At 58.3% G+C, this 25,272-nt stretch carries 24 protein-coding genes and 2 tRNA genes; 21 read left to right on the plus strand and 5 right to left on the minus strand.

Annotated elements, in window-relative coordinates; all coding sequences use genetic code 11:
- Positions 1-27: 27 nt before the first annotated feature.
- Positions 28-1,722, minus strand: coding sequence for a lactate permease LctP family transporter (locus QF043_RS02715; RefSeq protein WP_017139270.1), 1,695 nt, complete (start codon positions 1,720-1,722; stop codon positions 28-30).
- 252 nt (positions 1,723-1,974) lie between these two features.
- Between QF043_RS02715 and QF043_RS02720 the strand changes: the two genes are divergently transcribed.
- Positions 1,975-2,742, plus strand: a complete 768-nt coding sequence (locus QF043_RS02720) for a GntR family transcriptional regulator (protein ID WP_017139269.1) — start codon at positions 1,975-1,977, stop codon at positions 2,740-2,742.
- A gap of 28 nt (positions 2,743-2,770) precedes the next feature.
- On the opposite strand, the gene smpB is transcribed toward QF043_RS02720, so the two are convergent.
- On the minus strand, positions 2,771-3,253 hold the full coding sequence (gene smpB / locus QF043_RS02725; protein WP_003176160.1) for an SsrA-binding protein SmpB: 483 nt from the start codon (positions 3,251-3,253) through the stop codon (positions 2,771-2,773).
- Between the two features lie 167 nt (positions 3,254-3,420).
- On the opposite strand from smpB, the gene QF043_RS02730 reads away from it, so the two are divergent.
- Together QF043_RS02730 and QF043_RS02735 are read left to right on the plus strand one after the other, a co-directional pair.
- Positions 3,421-3,855 (plus strand): type II toxin-antitoxin system RatA family toxin, encoded by a 435-nt coding sequence (locus QF043_RS02730; RefSeq protein ID WP_056858270.1) that lies wholly within the window; start codon positions 3,421-3,423, stop codon positions 3,853-3,855.
- Positions 3,848-4,150: an RnfH family protein gene (locus tag QF043_RS02735; protein WP_058419958.1), complete on the plus strand. Its 303-nt coding sequence runs from the start codon at positions 3,848-3,850 to the stop codon at positions 4,148-4,150. The genes QF043_RS02730 and QF043_RS02735 overlap by 8 nt, the downstream gene beginning before the upstream one ends.
- 63 nt (positions 4,151-4,213) lie before the next feature.
- Here the strand turns inward: QF043_RS02735 and QF043_RS02740 are convergent, their stop codons facing one another.
- Positions 4,214-4,741 carry an outer membrane protein assembly factor BamE gene (locus QF043_RS02740; protein WP_017139267.1) on the minus strand — a complete coding sequence of 176 codons (528 nt, stop codon included), beginning with the start codon at positions 4,739-4,741 and terminating at the stop codon, positions 4,214-4,216.
- A 98-nt stretch (positions 4,742-4,839) separates the two neighbouring features.
- On the opposite strand from QF043_RS02740, the gene fur reads away from it, so the two are divergent.
- Positions 4,840-5,244, plus strand: a complete 405-nt coding sequence (fur, locus tag QF043_RS02745; RefSeq protein ID WP_017139266.1) for a ferric iron uptake transcriptional regulator — start codon at positions 4,840-4,842, stop codon at positions 5,242-5,244.
- A gap of 98 nt (positions 5,245-5,342) precedes the next feature.
- Here fur and recN read toward each other — a convergent pair whose 3' ends face one another.
- Positions 5,343-7,016: a DNA repair protein RecN gene (gene recN / locus QF043_RS02750; RefSeq protein ID WP_017139265.1), complete on the minus strand. Its 1,674-nt coding sequence runs from the start codon at positions 7,014-7,016 to the stop codon at positions 5,343-5,345.
- A gap of 254 nt (positions 7,017-7,270) precedes the next feature.
- Here recN and grpE point away from each other — a divergent pair, with 254 nt between their 5' ends.
- The 8 genes from grpE to QF043_RS02790 all read left to right on the plus strand — a co-directional run bounded on the left by grpE (position 7,271) and on the right by QF043_RS02790 (position 17,739).
- Complete coding sequence (gene grpE / locus QF043_RS02755) at positions 7,271-7,831, plus strand: nucleotide exchange factor GrpE (RefSeq protein ID WP_307417434.1); 561 nt, start codon at positions 7,271-7,273, stop codon at positions 7,829-7,831.
- 102 nt (positions 7,832-7,933) lie between these two features.
- Positions 7,934-9,850 carry a molecular chaperone DnaK gene (gene dnaK, locus QF043_RS02760; protein WP_305455747.1) on the plus strand — a complete coding sequence of 639 codons (1,917 nt, stop codon included), beginning with the start codon at positions 7,934-7,936 and terminating at the stop codon, positions 9,848-9,850.
- A gap of 318 nt (positions 9,851-10,168) precedes the next feature.
- Positions 10,169-11,293, plus strand: a complete 1,125-nt coding sequence (dnaJ, locus tag QF043_RS02765; protein WP_138813803.1) for a molecular chaperone DnaJ — start codon at positions 10,169-10,171, stop codon at positions 11,291-11,293.
- Positions 11,294-11,303: 10 nt separating this feature from the next.
- Positions 11,304-12,110: a 4-hydroxy-tetrahydrodipicolinate reductase gene (dapB, locus tag QF043_RS02770; RefSeq protein ID WP_305455740.1), complete on the plus strand. Its 807-nt coding sequence runs from the start codon at positions 11,304-11,306 to the stop codon at positions 12,108-12,110.
- Between the two features lie 259 nt (positions 12,111-12,369).
- Positions 12,370-13,506 carry a glutamine-hydrolyzing carbamoyl-phosphate synthase small subunit gene (gene carA, locus QF043_RS02775; RefSeq protein WP_305455738.1) on the plus strand — a complete coding sequence of 379 codons (1,137 nt, stop codon included), beginning with the start codon at positions 12,370-12,372 and terminating at the stop codon, positions 13,504-13,506.
- 105 nt (positions 13,507-13,611) lie between these two features.
- Positions 13,612-16,833 carry a carbamoyl-phosphate synthase large subunit gene (gene carB / locus QF043_RS02780; protein ID WP_305455736.1) on the plus strand — a complete coding sequence of 1,074 codons (3,222 nt, stop codon included), beginning with the start codon at positions 13,612-13,614 and terminating at the stop codon, positions 16,831-16,833.
- On the plus strand, positions 16,830-17,306 hold the full coding sequence (greA, locus tag QF043_RS02785) for a transcription elongation factor GreA (protein ID WP_056858277.1): 477 nt from the start codon (positions 16,830-16,832) through the stop codon (positions 17,304-17,306). The genes carB and greA overlap by 4 nt, the downstream gene beginning before the upstream one ends.
- 28 nt (positions 17,307-17,334) lie before the next feature.
- On the plus strand, positions 17,335-17,739 hold the full coding sequence (locus QF043_RS02790; protein ID WP_307417437.1) for an MFS transporter: 405 nt from the start codon (positions 17,335-17,337) through the stop codon (positions 17,737-17,739).
- 8 nt (positions 17,740-17,747) lie between these two features.
- On the opposite strand, the gene QF043_RS02795 is transcribed toward QF043_RS02790, so the two are convergent.
- Entirely contained in the window at positions 17,748-18,056 is a 309-nt protein-coding gene (locus QF043_RS02795; RefSeq protein ID WP_017139256.1) for a YhbY family RNA-binding protein, read from the minus strand.
- Between the two features lie 105 nt (positions 18,057-18,161).
- Here QF043_RS02795 and rlmE point away from each other — a divergent pair, with 105 nt between their 5' ends.
- From rlmE to rimP, 9 genes are all read left to right on the plus strand, one after another.
- Entirely contained in the window at positions 18,162-18,812 is a 651-nt protein-coding gene (gene rlmE, locus QF043_RS02800) for a 23S rRNA (uridine(2552)-2'-O)-methyltransferase RlmE (RefSeq protein WP_017139255.1), read from the plus strand.
- Positions 18,813-19,012: 200 nt separating this feature from the next.
- A complete protein-coding gene (gene ftsH, locus QF043_RS02805) occupies positions 19,013-20,923 on the plus strand; it encodes an ATP-dependent zinc metalloprotease FtsH (protein ID WP_017478564.1) in 1,911 nt (636 codons plus the stop codon).
- 8 nt (positions 20,924-20,931) lie between these two features.
- Positions 20,932-21,783, plus strand: a complete 852-nt coding sequence (gene folP / locus QF043_RS02810; protein WP_307417438.1) for a dihydropteroate synthase — start codon at positions 20,932-20,934, stop codon at positions 21,781-21,783.
- Between the two features lie 16 nt (positions 21,784-21,799).
- On the plus strand, positions 21,800-23,137 hold the full coding sequence (gene glmM / locus QF043_RS02815) for a phosphoglucosamine mutase (RefSeq protein ID WP_017139252.1): 1,338 nt from the start codon (positions 21,800-21,802) through the stop codon (positions 23,135-23,137).
- A gap of 66 nt (positions 23,138-23,203) precedes the next feature.
- The gene (gene tpiA / locus QF043_RS02820) at positions 23,204-23,959 is read left to right on the plus strand and encodes a triose-phosphate isomerase (RefSeq protein WP_307417439.1); all 756 of its coding nucleotides are present in this window, start codon (positions 23,204-23,206) and stop codon (positions 23,957-23,959) included.
- Positions 23,960-23,963: 4 nt separating this feature from the next.
- Positions 23,964-24,347, plus strand: coding sequence for a preprotein translocase subunit SecG (gene secG / locus QF043_RS02825; RefSeq protein WP_010206600.1), 384 nt, complete (start codon positions 23,964-23,966; stop codon positions 24,345-24,347).
- A 22-nt stretch (positions 24,348-24,369) separates the two neighbouring features.
- Positions 24,370-24,455: transfer RNA gene (locus QF043_RS02830), tRNA-Leu, on the plus strand.
- Between the two features lie 96 nt (positions 24,456-24,551).
- Positions 24,552-24,628, plus strand: a tRNA-Met gene (locus tag QF043_RS02835).
- Positions 24,629-24,768: 140 nt separating this feature from the next.
- On the plus strand, positions 24,769-25,227 hold the full coding sequence (gene rimP / locus QF043_RS02840) for a ribosome maturation factor RimP (RefSeq protein WP_032865935.1): 459 nt from the start codon (positions 24,769-24,771) through the stop codon (positions 25,225-25,227).
- Positions 25,228-25,272: the final 45 nt, after the last annotated feature.

Consider the following 25,272-nt stretch of genomic DNA (forward strand, 5'->3'; position numbering starts at 1 on the left):
ATTCTTACCCTACTTACGTGCAGGCTTTTAGTGCACCAGCATACCGGTGAACCAATAGGCCTGCGCCAGCGTGATCAGCCCGACGATGGTGGCAAAAAACAGGCTGTGCTTGAGGGTAAAGCGGAACAGGTCGGACTCTTTGCCCACCAGGCCGGTGGCGGCGCAGGCCACGGCGATCGACTGTGGCGAGATCATCTTGCCGGTCACGCCGCCGCTGGTATTGGCGGCTACCAGCAAGGTGTCGTTAACGCCGATCTGATGCGCCGTGGTGGCTTGCAGCGAGCTGAACAGGGCGTTGGACGAGGTGTCGGAGCCTGTCAGGAATACCCCCAGCCAGCCGAGGAACGGCGAGAAGAACGGGAACGCCGCGCCGGTGCCGGCCAATACCAAAGCCATGGTCGAGGACATGCCGGAGTAGTTGGTGACGAAGGCGAACGCCAACACCATGCCAATCGACAGGATCGGCCAGCGCAGTTCGTAGAAGGTCTCTTTTAAAGTGGTAAGACCAGTCTTCAGGTTAATTTTCAGCACCAGCATCGAAATCAGTGCCGAGAAGAAAATCGCGGTGCCGGTGGCTGAAATCGGGTCCAGCTTGAACACGGCCGGAATCGCCGTGGGGTTGGTGACGATCGGGGCGACCTTGATCACCAGTTGATCCAGGTGCGGGATCGCGAAGTTGAACACCCAGCTGTACATCGAGCCGCCGGCGGCGAACATCGCCTTGAACGGCTTGAGCGTCCAGATAGTGACCAGCACGGTGAGGATCAGGAACGGCGACCAGGCTTTGAAAATCTGCCCCAGGCTGTAAGGCGAGGCGACGGTTTGGCGTGGTTGACCGAAGCCGCCTGCGCTGGCGGTGACCGCTGCGGCGGAGGTGGCGCCGGCAATTTGTGCGCCGGCGCTGCGTTTGGGCTGCCAGACTTTCAGGAACAGCGTCAGCGCTACCAGGCTGGCCAGGGCCGAGGTGATGTCCGGCAGTTCCGGGCCGATGAAGTTGGAGGTGAAGTATTGGGTGACGGCAAAGCTCAGGCCCGCTACCAGTGCGGCTGGCCAGGTTTCGCGAACACCGCGCAGGCCGTCCATCATGAACACCAGCCAGAACGGCACAAACAGCGACAGCAGCGGCAACTGGCGGCCGGCCATGGCGCCGATCTTGAACGAGTCGATACCGGTGACTTGCCCGGCGACGATAATCGGAATACCCAGTGCACCGAATGCCACCGGCGCGGTGTTGGCGATCAGGCACAGGCCGGCGGCGTACAGCGGGTTGAAACCTAGGCCGACCAGCAGCGCGGCAGTAATCGCCACGGGTGCGCCGAAACCGGCCGCACCTTCGAGGAAGGCACCGAAGCAGAAGCCAATCAACAGCACCTGCAAGCGCTGGTCATCGGTAATCGACAAGACCGAGCTGCGGATGATTTCAAACTGCCCGCTCTTCACCGTCAGTTTGTAGAGGAATACGGCGGCGACGATGATCCAGGCGATGGGCCACAAGCCGTAGGCAAACCCATAACCGGCGGCGGCCAAGGCCATGTCTACCGGCATCTGGAACGCAAAAATGGCCACCAGGATCGACAGCGCCAGAGTGATGCTGCCTGCCACGTGGCCTTTTAGGCGGAACACCGCCAGTGCCAGGAAGAAAAATACGATCGGGATAACGGCGGCCAGTGCGGACAGGCCGAGGCTGCCGAGTGGGCTGTAGAGCTGTTGCCAGGTTTGCATAATGGGGTGGCCCCTGATTGTTGTTGTTTGGTCAGCTTGGATAATTGGTAATACCAATTTACAGTCGCTGTCGGCTAGAGTAAAAGCCTTGGCAGGGGTGTGTCAATTTGCCGCCCACGAAACTTTGGTCGTAGCGGTGTGGGTGGGGTGTTCTGGTTGGGTGAATCGAAGGCGTTCTGATAGGTGCCGCAAGCGCGGCGATAGGCGAGAATAGAGGGCCTGGCGAGTGGTCGGGTTTGTGGAGAGTGAGTTATGGGGTTTGATCAGGTGCGTCAGCGCCGTTTGTCTGACGATATTGTCGAGCAGCTTGAGGGCATGATCCTCGAAGGCACGCTCAAGTCGGGCGAACGCTTGCCAGCCGAACGCGCTTTGGCTGAGCAGTTTGGCGTGTCGCGCCCTTCGCTGCGGGAGGCAATCCAGAAGCTCGCGGCCAAGGGGTTGTTGGTCAGCCGTCAGGGCGGCGGTAACTATGTAGCGGATTCTCTGGGTTCGACCTTCAGTGACCCGTTGCTGCACCTGCTGGAAAACAACCCGGAGGCTCAGCGGGATTTGCTGGAGTTTCGTCAGACCCTGGAAGCGTCCTGCGCTTACTACGCCGCATTGCGTGCTACTGAGGTCGACCGCGAGCGGCTGACTGCGGCGTTTGAGGCGCTACAGGATTGCTACACCCGCGCCGATGAAGTCAGCCGGCTGGAAGAGGGCGCGGCGGATGCACGGTTTCACTTGGCCATCGCCGAGGCCAGCCATAACGCCGTGTTGCTGCACACCATTCGTGGGTTGTTCGATTTGCTCAAGCGTAACGTGGTGACCAATATCGGTGGCATGTACCAGCAGCGCACAGAAACCCGTGACATGTTGATCAGCCAGCATCGGGATTTGTATTTGGCGATTATCGAAGGGCGCGCCGAGCAGGCGCGGGAAGTCTCAACACGTCACCTGCTCTATGTGCAGGAAGTGTTGGAGGAGGTGCGTCAGGAAGTTCAGCGCGTGGCTCGGGCGGAGCGACGTAAAGGGATGTAGCCCGCGTGGGGCTACACCGTCACAAGGATTACTCTTCCTTGCCCTTGTTGCGCACGGCGCGATGCAACTCACGGTTGGAGTCGCGCTCACGCTCGGTATCGCGCTTGTCGTATTCCTTCTTGCCCTTGCCCAGCGCGATCTCGCACTTGACCAGGTGCTTGCTCCAGTACCAGGACAGGCAGATGCAGGCATAGCCTTTCTGCTGTACGGCGGCAGCGAGCTTTTCCAGTTCGCGGGCGTTGAGCAACAGCTTGCGCGTGCGCACCGGGTCGGCAATCACGTGGGTGCTCGCGGTGGTCAGCGGGGTGATATGACTGCCCAGCAGCCATGCCTCGCCATCTTTGAGCAATACGTAGCTGTCGACCAGTTGCAGCTTGCTGGCGCGCAGACTTTTTACTTCCCAGCCGGCCAGGACCAGACCAGCCTCGAACCGATGTTCGATGAAGTAATCGTGTCGCGCCTTTTTATTTTGCGCGATGGTCCCTGTGGGGTGTTTCTTTTGTTTAGCCATAGGGGCGGCATTATAGGGAGTTGCGAGCGTGTCGGCTACGGTCAACCTGCGTGCTTGAGCGTGTTGGACGAATCCCGGACAATACCGGCAGTTCTCTGGTTTTTTTCTCTCGCGGATCGGGCTGTTCTTTCGCGATGTTTGCCTCAAGCAGTGGAAGTAACGCTCACATGACGACGCATATTCAACGTTCGGCTTTATTGCCTTATCCGGCGCAGGCGCTCTATGACCTGGTCAATGACGTAGCGCGTTACCCGGAGTTCCTGCCTTGGTGCTCAACCGCCGACGTGCTGGAAAGCAGTGATGAGCATATGGTCGCCAGTGTCGGGGTGGCCAAGGGCGGGCTTAGCCAGCATTTTGTAACGCGCAATGTGTTGGTGCCGGGCAAGTCCATTGAGATGAACTTGCAGGAAGGGCCATTCACCCAGTTGCATGGGGTATGGGTATTCAAGGCGCTGACCGACAAGGCCTGCAAGATCAGCCTGGACCTGTCCTTCGATTACGCCGGCCCGATTGTGCGGGCGACCTTGGGGCCATTGTTCAACCAGGCGGCTAACACCCTGGTGGATGCATTCTGCCAGCGGGCCAAACAACTGCATGGTTGAGATTGAAGTGGTGTACGCCGCCGAGGATCGCCAGGTCTTGCTGGCGGTGACGGTGCCTGCGGGTACTAGCCTGAAGGCCGCGGTGCTGGCGTCGGGGATTGCTGAGCAGTTTCCAGGGTTGGTATTAGCGGATTGCCCGCTGGGTATATTCGGCAAAGTGGTCGCCGATGCGCACGTGCGTGTTGCGCAGCCAGGTGATCGAATCGAGATTTACCGGCCCTTGCTGGCAGACCCCAAGGAAGTGCGCAGGCTGCGTGCGGCCAAGGCGGCCTTGGCGCGGCAGCAGAACCCATAAGGCTGCCAATCGGCAGGCAACAAAAAGCCCGGCATGCCGGGCTTTTTATCGAGCGCCGCAAAATTACTGCGGGCTGGTGTCCAGAGGCTGTGGCGTCGGGACAGGAACGGTCTGCACGCCGTCGACGTCCTTCTGGATCTGATCCAGCAAGGAGCCAGGCTTGGCCGGCACTTCGGACTTAGGCTTCTCTGCTTCCTGCGCTGGCGCAGTCACATTGGTGCCGTTGTCCTTGCCGAGCAAGGCTTCATCACGGCTTACGCCGGGCATGAAGTCACCGGACAGGCTCACAAGCTGGTCATTGCCATTGAAGATGACACTGACGCGCTCCTGCTGGCGCTCACCGCCACCTGGCTGGATGCTATAGAGATAATCCCAGCGATCGGCATGAAAAGTGTCGGTCAGCAGGGGGTTGCCCATAATAAACCGTACTTGCCGTCGGGTCATTCCCGGGCGTAACTGGTCTATCATGTCCTGCGTGACGACATTGCCCTGCTGGATGTCGATTTTGTAAACCCCGGGGAATGAACAACCGGCGAGTGCGAGCAGTCCCACAAGGGTGAAACTGGTTAGCAAGAGCTTGGTGTTTTGCATCGGTGGGCGACTTCCACTATCTTGGCTGGGACAACGTAAACGCCGATCATACCCGTATTAAGAGAAGCTGCGAAGCAGCATCCGCGAGAAAGCTAACCATGGTTGAAAATAGCGAACTACGCAAAGCCGGTCTTAAAGTGACTCTGCCACGAGTCAAGATTCTACAAATGCTCGATTCTGCTGAGCAGCGCCACATGAGTGCCGAGGATGTTTACAAGGCGCTGATGGAGTCTAACGAGGACGTTGGCCTGGCCACGGTTTACCGTGTGCTGACCCAGTTTGAAGCCGCAGGGCTGGTGGTTCGTCATAATTTCGACGGCGGTCATGCAGTGTTCGAATTGGCTGACGGTGGTCATCACGATCACATGGTTGACCTGGATACCAATGAGGTTATCGAGTTCACCAGCCCGGAAATCGAGAAGCTCCAGCACCAGATCGCTGAGCAGCATGGATTCGATTTGGTGGACCATAATCTGGTCCTGTACATCCGTAAGAAAAAGTAAAAATCGACACAGATTTGCTCTGTGAAACGATAGAAGGCGACCTTAGGGTCGCCTTCGTGCTTTCTATAAGAGAGAAAATAGAGCGAAAAAAGCTCGATTCAGGCCTTGGCGGCCACCACCATTTTCTTCGCGTGGGCCAGGGACTCTTTCGTCAGGTCGATACCGCCCAACATCCGCGCCACCTCTTCTACCCGTTCCGATTTATTCAGTTTGGACACGGCCGTATGCGTCGCATCGCTGCCGCGCACTTTGTGTACAAATAAATGCTGATGCCCTTGGGCGGCCACTTGCGGCAAGTGAGTCACGGTGAGCACCTGGCCACGTTCGCCGAGGCGGCGTAGCAGTTGGCCGACAATCTCTGCCGTCGGCCCGCCGATCCCCACGTCCACTTCGTCGAATACCAGTGTGGGTACCCGTGAGGTCTGGGCAGTAATAACCTGAATCGCCAGGCTGATCCGTGACAGCTCACCACCGGACGCCACTTTTGCCAGTGCCTTGAGCGGTTGGCCAGGGTTGGCGCTGACCAGCAGCTCCACCTGTTCCAGGCCATGGGGTTGCAACTCGTTGCTGGTGTTGGCGTGCAGCTCAATGGTGAAGCGCCCGCCAGGCATGCCCAGTCGTTGAATTTCCTGCTCCACGGCGCTGGCCAGGCTGGTAGCGGCTTGCTGGCGCAGGTCGCTGAGTTCGCGGGCCTTTTCCTGGTAGTGGCGGGCGAAGGAGGCGAGTTCATCGCCCAGCCGTTCAATCGACTCGTCGTTGGCGTTGAGGGTTTCGATCTCATCCAGCAGCTTTTGCTGCATCGTCGCCACTTCGGTCGGCTGAATGCGGTGTTTGCGCGCCAGGGTATAGATAGTGTCCAGGCGCTCTTCGATTTCCTGCAGGCGCGCCGGGTCGGCGTCGAAGTGATCGAGGAAACGATTCAGTTCGCCAACGGCTTCTTCTACCTGGATCTGCGCACTGGTCAGCAGGGTGGTGGCCTCGCTCAAGGAGCCCGAACCGCTGTTCACGCTCGATAGGCGATTGAGGCTGGCGGTGAGTGCATTGAGTACATTGCCCGAATCACTTTCGCTGCATTGCTCCACCACTTGCCGGCAGATACCCAGCAGGGTTTCGGCGTTGGTCAGGTTCTTGTGTTCCTGCTCCAGTTGCTCCAGCTCGGTTTCGCCAAGGCCTAGGCTTTCCAGCTCTTCAAGCTGATAGCTGAGCAGTTGATGGCGAGCACGTTGTTCGTCCCCGGAGTTGGAGAGTCGCTCCAGCTCCTGGCGGGTTTGCCTCCAGCGCTGGGCGGCAAGCTGCACCTGGCGCGCCAAGTCGGTGGCGCCGGCGTATTCGTCGAGCAGGCGGCGATGGGTGTCGGTTTTCAGCAGGGACTGGTGTTCGTGCTGGCTGTGGATATCGATCAGCAGTTCGCCCAGTGCCTTTAAATCGCCGAGCGGGCAGGGTGTGCCATTGATGTAGCCGCGTGAACGACCTTCCGCCGTGATGACGCGGCGCAGGATGCACGGGCCTTCATTATTAAGGTCGCGCTCGGCCAGCCAGGCCTCGGCTTCGGGAATATCGGCGAGGTCGAAAGTGGCGAGGATGTCGGCCTTGTCTGCGCCTGGGCGTACCACGCCACTGTCGGCGCGGTCGCCCAGGGTCAGGCCCAGGGCGTCGAGCATGATCGATTTGCCGGCGCCGGTTTCGCCTGTGATTACGCTCATCCCGCGATCCAGTTCGAGGTCCAGATGTTCAACGATGGCGTAGTTATGTACGGACAGGTGCACCAGCATGACGGCCGCTCCCAGGCTTTAGGTCTGGTTATTTATACAGTGTTTTATTCAGGGCTGACAATCCTGATGCTTAGCTCAATTTGCTTGAGTGGACGTATTTTTTAGCGCGAAGCGGAATGACGCTACCGGAATTGATCCAGGGCAACTGAAAGACTTTTGGTAACGCCTGCGCCCTTGAACCTGAAAATTGTGGCCCCATATACCGGAACAGAAGCGCGAGTTGAGTTCGCGCATGATTTTGAAAGGAGAAATCTATGGCTGACGAACAGACGCAGGATACGCAAACTCCAGACGCCAATTCGGCTGCCGGTGATGAACTGGCGACTCGTGTGCAAGTGCTAGAAGAGCAATTGGCCGCTGCGCAGGATCAATCTTTGCGTGTTGCCGCCGATCTGCAGAACGTCCGCCGCCGTGCCGAGCAGGATGTCGAAAAGGCTCACAAATTCGCGCTGGAAAAATTCGCCAACGACCTGCTGCCGATTATCGACAGCCTGGAGCGTGGCCTTGAGTTGTCCAACCCGGACGACGAAAACATCCGTCCGATGCGCGAAGGGATCGAGCTGACCCTGAAAATGTTCCAGGACACCCTGAAGCGTTATCAGTTGGAAGCCATCGATCCACAAGGCGGTGAGCCGTTCAATGCTGAGCATCACCAAGCCATGGCCATGCAGGAAAGCCATGACCTGGAGCCCAACAGCATATTGAAAGTGTTCCAGAAGGGTTATGTGCTGAACGGTCGTTTGCTGCGCCCGGCGATGGTGGTGGTGAGCAAGGCTCCTGCACCCGTTGCACCTTCTATTGATGAGCAGGCTTGAAATCAGTCGTAACGGCCCCATCTATAAGTCAAGCGTTTAAGTGCTACCGCAGTTAGCCACCACTGCTGCGGCAACCAAATTAAAGTTTCGGGAGAGTAAATCATGGGCAAAATTATCGGTATCGACCTGGGGACTACCAACTCCTGCGTCTCCGTGCTGGAAAACGGCGTTGCTAAAGTTATCGAAAACGCCGAAGGCGCGCGTACCACGCCGTCGATCATTGCTTACGCCAACGACGGTGAAATCCTCGTCGGTCAATCGGCCAAGCGTCAGGCTGTGACCAACCCGCACAACACCCTGTACGCGGTTAAGCGTCTGATCGGTCGTAAGTTCGACGAAGAAGTCGTACAGAAAGACATCAAGATGGTCCCTTACAAAATCGCCAAGGCTGACAACGGTGACGCCTGGGTTGAAGTAAACGGCCAGAAAATGTCGCCGCCGCAAATCTCGGCTGAAATCTTGAAAAAGATGAAGAAAACCGCCGAAGACTACCTCGGTGAAACCGTGACTGAAGCGGTGATCACCGTTCCGGCCTACTTCAACGACAGCCAGCGTCAGGCGACCAAAGACGCCGGCCGCATCGCTGGCCTGGACGTAAAACGTATCATCAACGAACCAACCGCAGCCGCTCTGGCCTACGGTATGGACAAGGCCAAGGGCGACCACACCGTGATCGTTTATGACCTGGGCGGTGGTACTTTCGACGTCTCCGTCATCGAGATCGCTGAAGTTGACGGCGAGCACCAGTTCGAAGTGTTGGCCACCAACGGCGATACCTTCCTGGGTGGTGAAGACTTTGATATTCGTCTGATCGACTACCTCGTTGACGAATTCAAGAAAGAAAGCGGCATGAACCTTAAGGGTGACCCGCTGGCGATGCAGCGCCTGAAAGAAGCCGCTGAAAAAGCCAAGATCGAGCTGTCTTCGGCTCAGTCGACCGACGTGAACCTGCCATACATCACTGCAGACGCCACTGGTCCTAAGCACTTGAACGTGAAGATCTCCCGTTCGAAGCTGGAAGCGCTGGTTGAAGACCTGGTTCAACGCACCATCGAACCTTGCCGCATCGCGCTGAAAGACTCCGGTATCGACGTTGGCTCGATCAACGACGTGATCCTGGTTGGCGGTCAGACCCGTATGCCACTGGTTCAGAAGCTGGTCACCGAGTTCTTCGGTAAAGAAGCACGTAAAGACGTGAACCCGGACGAAGCGGTTGCCATGGGTGCTGCGATCCAGGGTGCGGTACTGGCCGGCGACGTGAAAGACGTGCTGCTGCTGGACGTCAGCCCGCTGACCCTGGGTATCGAAACCATGGGTGGCGTGATGACCGCGCTGATCGAGAAAAACACCACGATTCCTACCAAGAAATCGCAAGTGTTCTCGACCGCCGACGACAACCAGGGCGCTGTGACCATTCACGTGCTGCAAGGTGAGCGTAAGCAAGCCGCTCAGAACAAGTCCCTGGGCAAGTTCGACCTGGCCGAGATTCCACCAGCACCACGTGGCGTGCCGCAAATTGAAGTGACCTTCGACATCGACGCCAACGGTATCCTGCACGTAGGTGCCAAAGACAAGGCGACCGGCAAAGAGCAGAAGATCACCATCAAGGCCAACTCCGGTCTGTCTGATGAAGAAATTCAACAGATGATTCGTGATGCTGAAACCAACGCCGAGGCTGACAAGAAGTTTGAAGAGCTGGCCGCTGCCCGTAACCAGGGTGATGCACTGGTTCACTCGACACGCAAAATGATCTCCGAAGCGGGCGACAAAGTGACCGCCGAAGAGAAAACCGCGATCGAGGCTGCTCTGGTTGCCCTGGAAGCCGCCGTTAAAGGCGACGACAAGGCTGCTATCGAAGCCAAGGTTGAGGAGCTGTCGAAAGTCTCCGCGCCGGTTGCCCAGAAAATGTACGCCGAGCAAGGCCAGCCGGCAGAAGGCGCTGCACAGCACGCAGAGCCTGAAGCCAAGCACGACGATGTTGTCGATGCCGAGTTCGAAGAAGTCAAAGACCAGAAGTAAGTTGGTCGCCCGGTTGACCGCTATCAAGCGGTGACTGGTAGGATGTCGCCGCGCGGGAGCTTGCTCCCGCGTTGGCGTGTCTGGGGTATGCGAATTTTTACAGCATGCGACAAGGTTCGGATGCTGGCGGTGTGATCGGGAATGCTCCTGCTTTCCGAGCAGTAAATACCGCATCTTTGGCCGGGTCCCTGGCTAAAAAGTAGTTATGACCAGGATCGTTGAATTGACGTGAGTTGGGTCCGGGCCTGTATTGGGGCTCAACGAGTTTGGCAAGGCTCAGGAGGGCCGGGCTGGACGTCCTTAAGAGTGCAAAGACTTATGGCAAAGCGTGACTATTACGAAGTGTTGGGTGTGGAGCGCAGCTCCAGCGAGGCGGACCTGAAAAAGGCTTACCGTCGCCTGGCGATGAAGCACCACCCGGACCGTAATCCGGATAGCAAAGAATCCGAAGAGATGTTCAAAGAGGCCAATGAGGCCTACGAATGCTTGTCTGATCCCAATAAGCGCGCGGCCTACGACCAGTATGGCCATGCCGGTGTCGACCCGAGCATGGGCGGCGGTGGTGCCGGTTTTGGTGGTCAGAACTTCTCCGATATTTTCGGCGATGTGTTCAGTGACTTCTTTGGCGGCGGCCGTGGCGGTCAGCGCGGCGGTGCCCAGCGCGGCAGTGATTTGCGCTACACGCTGGAGCTGAACCTGGAGGAAGCTGTGCGCGGCACCACGGTCAATATCCGTGTGCCGACGCTGGTCAATTGCAAGCCGTGCGACGGTTCGGGGGCCAAGAAGGGTTCCTCGCCGATCACCTGCCCAACCTGTGGCGGTATTGGCCAGGTGCGCATGCAACAGGGCTTCTTCTCGGTGCAGCAGACCTGCCCGCGCTGCCATGGCCAGGGCAAGATCATTTCCGACCCGTGCGACTCCTGCCATGGCGAAGGCCGTGTCGAAGAGTACAAGACCCTTTCGGTGAAAGTGCCGGCGGGTGTTGATACCGGTGACCGTATTCGCCTGTCGGGCGAAGGCGAGGCGGGCACTCAAGGTGGCCCGACGGGCGACCTGTACGTGGTGATCAATGTGCGTGAGCACTCGATCTTCCAGCGTGATGGCAAGCACCTGTTCTGTGAAGTGCCGATCAGCTTTGTCGACGCGGCATTGGGTGGCGAGCTGGAAATTCCGACCCTTGATGGTCGGGTCAAGCTCAAGATCCCGGAAGGCACTCAGACCGGCAAGCAGTTCCGTATCCGTGGCAAAGGCGTTGCGCCGGTGCGCGGTGGCGGTGCTGGCGACTTGATGTGCCGTGTGGCCGTGGAAACGCCCGTCAACCTCGGTCGTCGTCAGCGCGAACTGCTTGAAGAGTTCCGCAGCTCGTTGGAAGGCGATGACTCCCATTCGCCGAAAACCACCGGCTTCTTCGATGGCGTGAAGCGCTTCTTCGGCGACTTGTAAGGACGTGAATATGCGACGTATAGCCGTAATGGGCGCTGCCGGGCGCATGGGCAAGACGCTGGTCGAGGCGGTGCAGCAGCGCTCGCCGGCTTCCGGGCTGACGGCGGCGATTGTTCGCCCCGGCAGCACGCTGATCGGTGCGGACGCCGGTGAGCTGGCCTCGTTGGGTCGTATCGGTGTTTCGTTGTCGGGCAACCTGGAGCAGGTGGCTGACGAGTTTGATGTGCTGATCGACTTCACCTTGCCGGAAGTGATGCTGAAAAACCTGGCGTTCTGCCGCAAGGCGGGCAAGGCCATGGTCATCGGCACCACGGGTTTGAATGCCGAGCAGAAGCAATTGCTGGTGGAGGCGGGCAAGGATATTCCGATCGTCTTCGCCGCCAACTTCAGCGTTGGCGTGAACCTGTCGCTCAAGTTGCTGGATCTGGCCGCGCGCGTGTTGGGTGATGAGGCGGATATCGAGATCATCGAGACCCACCATCGCCACAAGATCGATGCGCCGTCGGGTACCGCGTTGCGCATGGGCGAGGCGATTGCCGATGCCCTGGGGCGCGACCTGTCCAAAGTCGCTGTTTACGGGCGTGAAGGCCATACCGGTGCGCGGGCCCGTGACACCATTGGCTTTGCTACTGTGCGCGGTGGTGATGTGGTCGGTGATCACACCGTGCTGTTTGCCAGTGAAGGCGAGCGCCTGGAGATCACGCACAAGGCCTCCAGCCGCATGACATTTGCCAAGGGTGCGGTGCGTGCCGCGCTCTGGCTGGAAGGTCGTGAGCCTGCTCTTTACGACATGCGCGACGTGCTGGATCTGCACTAATCAGTAGCTAAAACCGGGCCTCAAGCTTATGCTTAGGCCCCGTTTTTACCCGCTAAGCGACGTCCTGTCGCATTCCCCTGCCTTTAAGGCTCATTAGCGGTGGACCAAAAAAGCCTTTTTCTGTAAGCTACAGCTTTAGTGTGTCCACTAAAAGCGCGCAGAATAATTCAGTGAAGAAGCGGGGTGACGTGTCCATACGTCACTCCGCTTTTTTACAACCTGCGATCGCCCTTTCAGGCTTTATTTACGGGAGGTCTTCTTGACTAAGCCAGCCATACTCGCCCTTGCTGATGGCAGCATTTTTCGCGGCGAAGCCATTGGAGCCGACGGTCAAACCGTTGGAGAGGTAGTGTTTAACACTGCCATGACCGGCTATCAGGAAATCCTTACCGATCCTTCCTACGCCCAGCAGATCGTTACCCTGACCTATCCGCACATCGGCAACACCGGTACTACACCGGAAGACGTCGAGTCTGATCGTGTCTGGTCGGCCGGTCTGGTGATTCGTGACCTGCCCCTGGTTGCGAGCAACTGGCGTAACACGATGTCGCTGTCCGATTACCTGAAAGCCAACAACGTTGTGGCGATCGCCGGTATCGATACGCGCCGCCTTACACGCATCCTGCGTGAAAAAGGCTCGCAGAACGGCTGCATCATGGTCGGTGACACTATCTCCGAAGAGGCGGCGATCGCCGCTGCGCAAGGTTTCCCTGGCCTGAAAGGCATGGACCTGGCAAAAGTTGTCAGCGTCAAAGAGAAGTACGAGTGGCGCTCCACTGTGTGGGACTTGAAGACCGACAGTCACGCGACCATCGACGCCAGCGAGCTGCCCTACCATGTTGTGGCCTACGACTACGGCGTGAAGTACAACATCCTGCGCATGCTGGTTGAGCGCGGCTGCCGCGTGACCGTGGTGCCGGCGCAAACCCCTGCGAGCGACGTGCTGGCCCTGCAACCGGACGGCGTGTTCCTGTCCAACGGCCCGGGCGACCCTGAGCCATGCGACTACGCCATCCAGGCCATCAAGGACGTGCTGGAAACCGAGATTCCGGTATTCGGCATCTGCCTCGGTCACCAGCTGCTGGCCCTGGCCTCCGGCGCCAAGACCCTGAAAATGGGCCACGGCCATCACGGTGCCAACCACCCGGTACAAGACCTGGACACCGGCGTTGTGATGATCACCAGCCAGAACCACGGTTTTGCGGTGGATGAAGCCACCCTGCCGAGCAACGTTCGCGCGATTCACAAGTCGCTGTTCGACGGCTCCTTGCAAGGCATCGAGCGCACCGACAAGAGCGCGTTCAGCTTCCAGGGCCACCCTGAAGCCAGCCCTGGCCCGAACGACGTGGCGCCGCTGTTCGACCGTTTCATCAATGAGATGGCCAAGCGACGCTGACTGAGTAGCCTGCGGGCGGCCCCGAACCTCGGTGGCCCCCACAGGCTCTTCAACGATTGTTCAAGACGGCTTGCCGACTGACCTGCGGATTTGAGTGACAAACCCATGCCAAAACGTACAGACATAAAAAGCATCCTGATTCTCGGCGCTGGCCCGATCGTGATCGGCCAGGCCTGCGAATTCGACTACTCCGGCGCCCAGGCCTGTAAAGCCCTGCGCGAGGAGGGTTACCGCGTCATCCTGGTGAACTCCAACCCGGCCACCATCATGACCGACCCGGACATGGCCGACGCCACCTACATCGAACCGATCAAGTGGCAGACCGTTGCCAAGATCATCGAAAAGGAGCGTCCGGACGCGTTGCTGCCGACCATGGGTGGCCAGACTGCACTGAACTGCGCCCTGGACCTGGAGCGCGAAGGCGTTCTGGAGAAGTTCGGCGTAGAGATGATCGGCGCCAATGCCGACACCATCGACAAGGCTGAAGACCGTTCGCGTTTCGACAAGGCCATGAAGTCCATCGGCCTTGACTGCCCGCGCTCCGGCATTGCCCACAGCATGGAAGAGGCCAACGCGGTTCTCGAAAAGCTGGGCTTCCCATGCATTATCCGTCCGTCCTTCACCATGGGCGGCACCGGTGGCGGCATCGCTTACAACCGTGAAGAGTTCGAAGAAATCTGCGCCCGTGGTCTGGACCTGTCGCCGACCAAAGAGCTGCTGATCGACGAATCCCTGATCGGCTGGAAAGAGTACGAGATGGAGGTTGTCCGCGACAAAAAGGACAACTGCATCATCGTCTGCTCCATCGAAAACTTCGACCCGATGGGCGTGCACACCGGCGACTCGATCACCGTTGCTCCGGCGCAGACCCTGACGGACAAGGAATACCAGATCATGCGTAACGCCTCGTTGGCGGTACTGCGTGAGATCGGCGTTGAAACCGGTGGTTCCAACGTTCAGTTCGGCATCTGCCCGGACACTGGCCGCATGGTCGTGATCGAGATGAACCCGCGTGTATCGCGTTCTTCGGCGCTGGCATCGAAAGCGACCGGTTTCCCGATTGCGCGCATCGCTGCCAAGCTGGCGATCGGCTACACCCTGGACGAGCTGCAAAACGAAATCACGGGCGGCGCCACGCCGGCGTCTTTCGAGCCGTCCATCGACTACGTTGTGACCAAGCTGCCGCGCTTTGCCTTCGAGAAATTCGCCAAGGCCGATGCTCGCCTGACCACTCAGATGAAGTCGGTTGGTGAAGTCATGGCCATCGGCCGGACCTTCCAGGAATCCCTGCAGAAAGCTTTGCGCGGCCTGGAAGTAGGTGTTTGCGGCCTGGATGAGAAGCTCGACCTGAGCAACCCGGAAAGCATGAGCGTGCTCAAGCGCGAGCTGACTGTGCCGGGCGCCGAGCGTATCTGGTACGTGGCTGACGCGTTCCGCGCCGGCATGACCGTTGAAGATATCTTCGGCATGAACATGATCGACCCTTGGTTCCTGGTGCAGATCGAAGATCTGATCAAGGAAGAAGAGAAGGTCAAGACCCTGGGCTTGTCCGCTATCGACCGCGACCTGATGTTCCGCCTCAAGCGCAAAGGCTTCTCTGACCAGCGCCTGGCCAAGCTGCTGGGTGTGACCGAGAAGAACCTGCGCACTCATCGCCACAAGCTGGATATCTTCCCGGTCTACAAGCGCGTTGACACCTGCGCCGCCGAGTTCGCCACCGACACCGCGTACCTGTACTCCACCTATGAGGAAGAGTGCGAAGCTGCGCCGTCGGGCCGCGACAAGATCATCATCCTGGGTGGCGGTCCGAACCGTATCGGCCAGGGCATCGAGTTCGACTACTGCTGCGTACACGCCGCCCTCGCGCTGCGCGAAGACGGGTACGAGACCATCATGGTCAACTGCAACCCGGAAACTGTTTCCACTGACTACGACACGTCCGACCGCCTGTACTTCGAGCCGGTCACCCTGGAAGACGTGCTGGAAATCTGCCGCGTCGAGAAGCCAAAAGGCGTGATCGTGCAGTACGGCGGCCAAACCCCGCTGAAACTGGCGCGTGCCCTGGAAGCGGCCGGCGTACCGATCATCGGCACCAGCCCTGACGCCATCGACCGTGCTGAAGACCGTGAGCGTTTCCAGCAAATGGTTGAACGCCTGAACCTGCGTCAGCCGCCAAACGCCACCGTGCGCAGCGAAGATGAAGCCATCCGCGCCGCCAGCAAGATCGGCTACCCGCTGGTGGTGCGTCCGTCCTACGTATTGGGCGGTCGGGCGATGGAAATCGTCTACGAAGAAGAAGAACTCAAGCGCTACCTGCGTGACGCGGTGAAAGTGTCGAACGACAGCCCGGTGCTGCTGGACCACTTCCTCAACTGCGCCATCGAAATGGACGTGGATGCGGTGTGCGACGGCACTGACGTCGTCATCGGCGCGATCATGCAGCACATCGAACAGGCTGGCGTTCACTCCGGTGACTCCGCTTGCTCGCTGCCGCCGTACTCGCTGCCGGCGCACATCCAGGACGAGATGCGTGAGCAGGTCAAGAAAATGGCCCTGGAGCTGGGCGTGGTTGGCCTGATGAACGTTCAGTTGGCGCTGCAAGGCGAAGACATCTACGTCATCGAAGTGAACCCACGTGCTTCGCGTACCGTGCCATTTGTTTCCAAGTGCATCGGTGTGTCCCTGGCCATGATCGCTGCCCGCGTGATGGCCGGTAAGACCCTGAAGGAAATCGGCTTCACCAAGGAAATCATTCCGAACTTCTACAGCGTGAAAGAGGCGGTGTTCCCCTTCGCCAAATTCCCTGGCGTGGACCCGATCCTGGGCCCGGAGATGAAGTCCACCGGTGAAGTGATGGGCGTGGGCGATACCTTCGGTGAAGCGTTCGCCAAGGCCCAGATGGGCGCCAGCGAAGTGCTGCCGACCGGCGGTACTGCGTTTATCAGCGTGCGTGATGATGACAAGCCACTGGTTGCAGGCGTGGCCCGTGATCTGATCAACTTGGGCTTTGAAGTCGTGGCGACTGCCGGGACGGCCAAGCTGATCGAGGCTGCCGGCCTGAAAGTACGTCGCGTGAACAAGGTGACGGAAGGCCGTCCGCACGTGGTCGACATGATCAAGAATGACGAAGTCACGCTGATCATCAACACCACCGAAGGTCGCCAGTCGATCGCGGACTCCTATTCCATTCGTCGTAATGCCTTGCAGCACAAGATCTACTGCACCACCACCATTGCTGCTGGCGAAGCCATCTGCGAAGCGCTCAAGTTCGGTCCGGAAAAGACCGTGCGTCGCTTGCAGGATCTACACGCAGGATTGAAGGCATGACCAAATACCCAATGACCGTCCAGGGCGCCAAAGCCCTGGAAGAAGAACACGCCCATTTGACCAAGGTCGTCCGCCCGAAGCTGAGCCAGGACATCGGTACGGCCCGCGAGCTGGGTGACTTGAAGGAAAACGCCGAATACCACGCTGCTCGTGAGCAGCAAGGTATGGTCGAGGCGCGGATCCGTGATATCGAGGGTCGCATGCAGAATGCGGTCATCATCGATGTCACGACCATCCCGAAGACTGGCAAAGTGATTTTCGGCACTACCGTGGAAATCGCCAACGTCGAGACCGACGAACGCGTGGTTTACCACATCGTCGGTGAAGACGAAGCCGACTTCAAACTCGGCAAAATCTCCGTCGGTTCGCCACTGGCCCGCGCCTTGATTGCCAAGGAAGAGGGTGACGTGGTGGCTGTGAAAACGCCCGGTGGTGTAATCGAGTACGAGATAGTTGAAGTTCGTCACATCTGAAAGACGGCGCCCGCTTCGTGCGGGCGCCATGCTTTGGCAGCTTGCCCAGATGCTGTGGGTGGGTGGCCTGTGGTTGTTGCACATCGGTGTGCTGCCGGTGTTGGGCCTGATTGGCCTGGCGCCGCTGCTGATTGATGAGCTCGGCGGAATGCTGAGTGCGCTGCTGGTGGGTTTTGCAGCGGCGTGCGTGACGCTCCAGGCATTGGTGCTGGTCAAGGCCGAGGGTTTGGAGAGCTTGTGGCGGGATATTCGCGGCCAACTGCTGTTGATGGCGCTGTATGCGTGCGCAATGTTTTGCGTGGTGCATGTGTGGCTGCCGGAAGCGTTGCGCTGGCAGCTATTCAGCTATCTTGTGCTAGGGTTCTCCGGCCTGGTGCTGGTTATACAGCCGGCGCCGGGATGGAGCGGCAGGGCGCGCGAAGCACGCCCGTGACCCTTGTATTACTTGAAGCGGTGTACGTTCGACAGCTGCTTGTTGACGCTGAAGTTCTTGCGATACAGCAGTGCCATCTTGCCGATGACCTGTACCAGGTCCGCTTTGCCGACCTTGCACAGTTCTGCAATGGCGGCCAAACGCGCTTCGCGGTCAAGGATGTTGACCTTGATCTTGATCAGTTCGTGATCGCCCAATGCGCGTTCCAGTTCGGCTAACACACCTTCAGTCAAACCGTTGTCTGCCACAATCAGAACTGGTTTCAGATGGTGGCCAATGGATTTGTACTGTTTCTTCTGCTCTTGAGTGAGCGGCATAATCTGACCCCTGCGTCTGATCTTGTAAAAAGCGGCGGCCAGTTTACCCGAGCGAGTCCGGGACCGCCCAGTTAATCACGACCCGTTTTATTTTCGAGGTGGCCCGTGGCCCGTTCCAAAACCAGCCTTAAGTGGCTACAAGAACATTTCAACGATCCTTACGTCAAAAAGGCGCAAAAGGACGGCTACCGTTCCCGGGCCAGCTACAAGCTGCTGGAGATCCAGGACAAGGACAAATTGATTCGTCCAGGCATGAGCGTTATTGACCTTGGCGCAGCCCCTGGTGGCTGGTCCCAAGTGACCAGTCGTCTGATTGGTGGGCAAGGTCGATTGATCGCATCCGACATCCTTGAGATGGACAGCATCCCGGATGTGACCTTTGTACACGGCGACTTCACCCAGGACACGGTGTTGGCCGAGATCCTCGAGGCTGTGGGAAATTCGCAGGTAGACCTTGTGATTTCCGACATGGCCCCCAATATGAGTGGATTACCGGCCGTTGATATGCCGCGAGCCATGTTCCTGTGCGAGTTGGCACTGGACCTGGCGGGTCGGGTTTTGCGTCCGGGCGGTGATTTCCTGGTGAAAGTCTTCCAGGGCGAAGGTTTTGACGAGTACCACAAGAACATCCGCAAGCTGTTCGACAAGGTACAGACGCGCAAACCTGACTCTTCGCGAGACCGGTCACGCGAGCAATACCTGCTGTGCCGCGGCTTCCGTGGTGTTGAAGGGGCTGAGAGCGAAGAGCGTTTTTGAGGAATTCGAGGAGGGCGATAGGTTTTTTTATATCGCTTTCGTCACGAAGCTTTACGAATATTGTGTAGTCAAAGTTTCACAAAGGGTTACAGACGGCGCCTGCCAGAGTTGTAGGTAATGTAGTAAGTTAGGCCGGTGAATATCATGCGAAGCGCGCGCCACTAGCGGAGCTTGCTTCAGAGGGTAGTTAATTGAACGATATGGCAAAGAATCTGATCCTGTGGTTGATCATCGCGGCTGTCCTGGTGACGGTGATGAACAACTTCTCCAGCCCTAACGAGCCGCAGACCCTCAACTATTCCGACTTCATCCAGCAAGTTAAGGATGGCAAGGTCGAGCGCGTAGCGGTTGATGGCTACGTGATCACCGGCAAGCGCAACGATGGCGACAGCTTCAAGACCATTCGTCCGGCAATCCAGGATAACGGTCTGATCGGCGACTTGGTGGATAACCACGTAGTGGTTGAAGGCAAACAGCCTGAGCAGCAGAGCATCTGGACTCAGCTGTTGGTAGCGAGCTTCCCGATCCTGGTGATTATCGCCGTGTTCATGTTCTTCATGCGCCAGATGCAAGGTGGTGCGGGAGGCAAGGGCGGGCCGATGAGTTTCGGCAAGAGCAAGGCGCGCCTGCTTTCCGAAGATCAGGTGAAAACCACCCTGGCTGACGTCGCAGGTTGTGATGAAGCCAAGGAAGAAGTCGGCGAGCTGGTTGAGTTCCTGCGTGATCCGGGCAAGTTCCAGCGCCTGGGCGGCCGCATTCCTCGCGGCGTGCTGATGGTCGGTCCTCCGGGTACCGGTAAAACCTTGCTGGCCAAGGCAATTGCCGGTGAAGCCAAGGTGCCGTTCTTCACCATTTCCGGTTCTGACTTCGTCGAAATGTTCGTCGGTGTCGGTGCCAGCCGTGTTCGCGATATGTTCGAACAGGCCAAGAAGCACGCACCATGCATCATCTTCATCGACGAAATCGATGCTGTGGGTCGCCATCGTGGCGCCGGCATGGGTGGCGGTCATGATGAGCGCGAGCAGACCCTCAACCAATTGCTGGTTGAGATGGACGGCTTCGAAATGAATGACGGCATCATCGTCATCGCCGCGACTAACCGTCCGGACGTACTCGACCCGGCGTTGCTGCGTCCAGGCCGTTTCGACCGTCAGGTCGTGGTCGGTCTGCCGGATATTCGCGGTCGCGAACAGATCCTGAAAGTACACATGCGCAAAGTGCCAATGGGTGACGACGTGGCTCCGGCCGTGATTGCCCGTGGTACGCCAGGCTTCTCCGGTGCTGACCTGGCCAACCTGGTCAACGAGGCTTCGTTGTTCGCTGCCCGTACCGGCAAGCGCATTGTTGAAATGAAAGAGTTCGAACTGGCCAAAGACAAGATCATGATGGGCGCCGAGCGCAAATCCATGGTCATGTCCGAGAAAGAGAAGCAGAACACCGCTTATCACGAAGCCGGTCACGCCATTGTTGGTCGCGTTGTGCCTGAGCATGACCCGGTCTACAAAGTGTCGATCATCCCTCGTGGACGTGCGCTGGGTGTGACCATGTTCCTGCCGGAAGAGGATCGTTACAGCCTCTCCAAGCGGGCGCTGATCAGCCAAATCTGTTCTCTGTATGGCGGCCGGATTGCTGAAGAGATGACGCTTGGCTTCGACGGTGTGACCACCGGTGCTTCCAATGACATCATGCGTGCCAGCCAGATCGCACGGAACATGGTGACCAAGTGGGGCTTGTCGGAAAAACTCGGTCCTTTGATGTATGCCGAGGAAGAAGGCGAAGTGTTCCTGGGGCGTGGTGGTGGCGGTCAAGCTGCCAGCTTCTCGGGTGAGACGGCCAAGCTGATCGACTCCGAAGTGCGCAGCATCATTGACCAGTGCTACGGCACGGCCAAGCAGATCCTGACGGATAACCGCGACAAGCTGGATGCAATGGCTGATGCGTTGATGAAGTACGAAACCATTGATGCCGATCAGATCGACGACATCATGGCGGGTCGCACACCGCGTGAGCCTCGTGATTGGGAAGGTGGTTCGGGCACTTCGGGCACCCCGCCTGTGGTGCAGAACGAGCGCCCTGAAGCCCCGATCGGCGGCCCCGCAGCTGACCACTAAGGTTTGAAATGACTTCTGTGCTGTCCTCCACCCGGTTGCCTTGCGGCAACCGGGTTCTTGATTTGGCCCATACGCATGTCATGGGCATTCTTAATGTAACCCCCGATTCTTTTTCTGACGGCGGCCGCTTCAGCCAGCAGGATGCCGCGTTGCGTCATGCCGAAGCGATGGTGGCGGCCGGCGCGACATTGATTGATGTCGGTGGTGAGTCAACTCGGCCGGGCGCTCGCGTGGTTTCCCCCTTGGAGGAGCTTGAGCGGGTTGCGCCAGTTGTCGAGCGAATTGCCCGTGAGCTGGACGTGATCATTTCGGTGGACACCTCGACTCCCGCCGTAATCCGCGAGACGGCGCGCCTCGGTGCCGGGCTGATCAATGATGTGCGCTCCCTTCAGCGTGATGGCGCCCTGGATGCGGCGGCGGCCACCGGGCTGCCGGTGTGCCTTATGCATATGTTGGGCGAGCCCGGCAATATGCAGGACAACCCGCACTACGATGATCTCGTGGGTGAGGTGAGTGGGTTTCTTGCGCAAAGAATGGCTGAGTGCACCAAGGTGGGTATCGCCGCCGAAAAGATTATCCTGGATCCCGGGTTTGGCTTCGCCAAGACCTTGCAACACAACTTGAGCCTGTTCAAGCATATGGAAGCCTTGCACGCACTTGGTCGACCCCTGTTGGTCGGCGTGTCGCGCAAGAGCATGATAGGGCTGGCCCTGAATCGCCCGGTGGGTGAGCGGTTGTACGGTGGCCTGGCGTTGGCGGCACTTGCCGTGACCAAGGGCGCGCGTATTTTGCGGGTGCATGACGTCGCCGAGACGGTTGATGTGGTGCGCATGCTGGCCGCGGTAGAATCAGCCGAATAAGAATGATGGAGCACTTATGACTAAAAAATATTTTGGCACCGACGGTATTCGTGGCCGGGTCGGCGAATTCCCGATTACTCCTGATTTCATGCTCAAGCTGGGTTGGGCGGCCGGTATGGCGTTCCGCAGCATGGGCGCTTGCCGCATCCTGGTGGGCAAAGACACCCGCATCTCGGGTTACATGTTCGAATCTGCGCTGGAGGCGGGGCTGTCTGCCGCCGGCGCCGATGTCATGTTGCTGGGGCCCATGCCGACGCCGGCAATCGCTTACCTGACGCGTACCTTCCACGCTGAAGCCGGTATCGTGATCAGTGCCTCGCACAATCCCCATGATGACAACGGCATCAAGTTCTTCTCGGGTCAGGGCACCAAGCTGCCGGACGAGATCGAGCTGATGATCGAAGAGTTGCTGGATGCGCCGATGACCGTGGTTGAGTCCAGCAAGCTGGGCAAGGTCTCGCGTATCAATGACGCCTCGGGCCGTTACATCGAGTTCTGCAAGAGCAGTGTGCCGACCAGCACCAATTTTGCCGGCCTCAAAATTGTTGTCGACTGTGCGCACGGTGCAACCTACAAAGTGGCTCCCAGCGTATTCAAGGAGCTGGGCGCCGATGTGACGGTGCTGTCGGCCCAGCCAAATGGTTTGAACATCAACGATAACTGCGGCTCGACGCATATGGAGCAGCTGCAGGCTGCTGTCCTGGCTGAGCACGCTGACCTCGGTATTGCCTTCGATGGCGACGGTGACCGCGTATTGATGGTGGATCACACCGGCGCAGTGGTGGATGGCGATGAGCTGTTGTTCATCATTGCCCGCGACCTGCATGAGCGTGACAAGCTGCAAGGCGGTGTGGTTGGCACGCTGATGAGCAACCTCGGGCTTGAGTTGGCCTTGGCCGAGCTGGGGATTCCGTTTGTACGCGCCAATGTCGGTGACCGTTATGTCATCGCCGAGCTGCTGGAGCGTAACTGGTTGGTGGGCGGAGAGAACTCGGGGCATGTGGTTTGCTTCCAGCACACCACCACGGGCGATGCCATTATTGCTGCGCTGCAGGTACTGCTGTCGTTGCGTCGTCGCAAAGAGAGTCTGGCTCAAGCGCGCCAGGCGCTGCGCAAATGCCCGCAGGTTCTGCTGAATGTGCGCTTTGCCGGTGGCGAAAACCCTATCGAGCACCCTGCTGTCAAAGACGCCTGTGAGCGTGTGACCCTTGCAATGGCGGGGCGTGGCCGCGTGTTGTTGCGCAAGTCCGGCACAGAGCCGTTGGTGCGTGTCATGGTCGAAGGCGAGGACGAAACCCAGGTTCGCGGCCACGCCGAAGACCTGGCAAAACTGGTAACTGAAATTTGCGCCTGAATTCGGCTTGCCAGTGATGATGTGGTTGGGTAACATCTGCGCCCACTTTGACCGACGAGGTACAGCATGCGTCGCACTATGGTAGCTGGTAACTGGAAGATGCACGGTACCCGCGCCAGTGTCGCTGAGCTGATCAATGGCCTTCGTCACTTGGCCTTGCCTAGCGGTGTTGATGTTGCGGTTTTCCCGCCTTGCTTGCATATCAACCAAGTGGTTGACGGCTTGAAAGGCAAGTCGATTCAGGTCGGCGCGCAGAACTCTGCAGTGGAACCCATGCAAGGTGCGTTGACCGGTGAGATTTCACCGAGTCAGCTGGTTGATGCGGGTTGTTCCTATGTGCTTGTCGGGCACTCCGAGCGCCGTCAGATGATGGGCGAGCGTGATGGGACACTCAATCGCAAGTTCGCAGCGGCACAGGCTTGTGGCTTGATTCCAGTGTTGTGCATAGGGGAGACCCTGGAGCAGCGTGAATCGGGCAAGACTCTTGAAGTTGTCTCGCGTCAGCTGAGCAGCATCATCGAGGAGCTGGGTGTTGGTGCGTTTGCAAAGGCAGTAATCGCTTACGAGCCGGTCTGGGCCATTGGCACCGGGCTGACTGCTACACCGCAACAGGCGCAGGATGTGCATGCAGCCATTCGCGCGCAGTTAGCGGCAGAGAATTCTGAAGTCGCACAAGGTGTGCGGCTTCTATACGGCGGCAGCGTGAAGGCGGCCAATGCGGTCGAACTGTTCGGCATGCCGGATATCGATGGGGGGCTCATTGGTGGAGCTTCCCTGAATGCAGATGAGTTCGGTGCGATTTGTCGCGCCGCGGGAAACTGAAAAAATGCTGGAAACAGTCGTAGTCGTTTTTCATCTGTTGGCTGCCCTGGGCGTAGTTGCCCTGGTTTTGTTGCAACAGGGTAAAGGTGCGGATGCTGGTGCGTCTTTCGGTGCAGGTGCTTCAAATACTGTGTTCGGAAGCCAAGGTTCCTCTACCTTTCTTAGTAAGTTTACTGCTATACTTGCCGCCGGTTTCTTCATAACCAGCTTGGGGTTAGGTTACTTTGCTAAAGAGAAAGCTCATGTGCTGACTCAAGTAGGTCTCCCAAACCCAGCAGTGTTGGAAGTACCAAAAGCAAAACCGGCTTCTGATGATGTCCCGGTGCTTCAAGAGCAAAAGTCGGCTACGCCAGCGACTGACGTACCTCCAGCTCAAGAGCAGAAGTAAGAAGGGTTGTAAACGCTGTATTGCCGAGGTGGTGGAATTGGTAGACACGCAACCTTGAGGTGGTTGTGCCCATAGGGTGTAGGGGTTCGAGTCCCCTTCTCGGTACCAATTATCAGGAGAGCCCGCTGTTGCGGGCTTTCTTGTAGGTGGAAGGTTACATTGACCCTGTAAGGGATCGGTCGTATACTTCCGCCCCAGCTTTGTCGCGGGGTGGAGCAGTCTGGTAGCTCGTCGGGCTCATAACCCGAAGGTCGTCGGTTCAAATCCGGCCCCCGCAACCAGTTTTAGCGGAGCCCCTTTTAAGGGGCTTTTTGTTAGCTGGACACTTTCAACGCCGCTGTTCGACGGCGTTTCAAGGATGGGCGTTTCGCCCATTTTTTTATTTTGCACAGCATGCACATACATGCACGAGGGGGTTCAGGTGTCGAGCAAGCTAGAAGAGTTGCAGGCCTTGCTGGCCCCGGTGGTCGTGGCCCTAGGCTATGAATGCTGGGGTATTGAGTTTTCGGCTCAAGGTCGCCACTCAATGTTGCGCGTTTATATCGATAAAGAGGGCGGCGTGCTGGTGGACGATTGTGCCATTGTCAGCCGTCAGATCAGCGGTGTCCTGGATGTTGAAGATCCAATCGCCGTTGAATACACCCTCGAAGTTTCCTCGCCAGGCATGGAACGCCCACTGTTCACTATTGATCAGTTTGCAAAATTTGCCGGTGAACAAGTGAAGATCAAGCTGCGCTCTCCCTTTGAAGGGCGACGCAACTTTCAGGGCCTTCTGCGCGGTGTAGAAGAACAGGATGTCGTGGTGCAGGTAGAAGACCATGAATTCCTGTTGCCGATCGATATGATCGACAAGGCCAACATTATTCCCAGTTTTGACTGAGACGCGGATCCCGCGGATCCAATGGCTTGCGAAAGGCGAGGCGTA

Origin of the sequence: Pseudomonas sp. W3I7, from assembly GCF_030816095.1 — a bacterium.
Lineage (GTDB): Bacteria > Pseudomonadota > Gammaproteobacteria > Pseudomonadales > Pseudomonadaceae > Aquipseudomonas > Aquipseudomonas salomonii.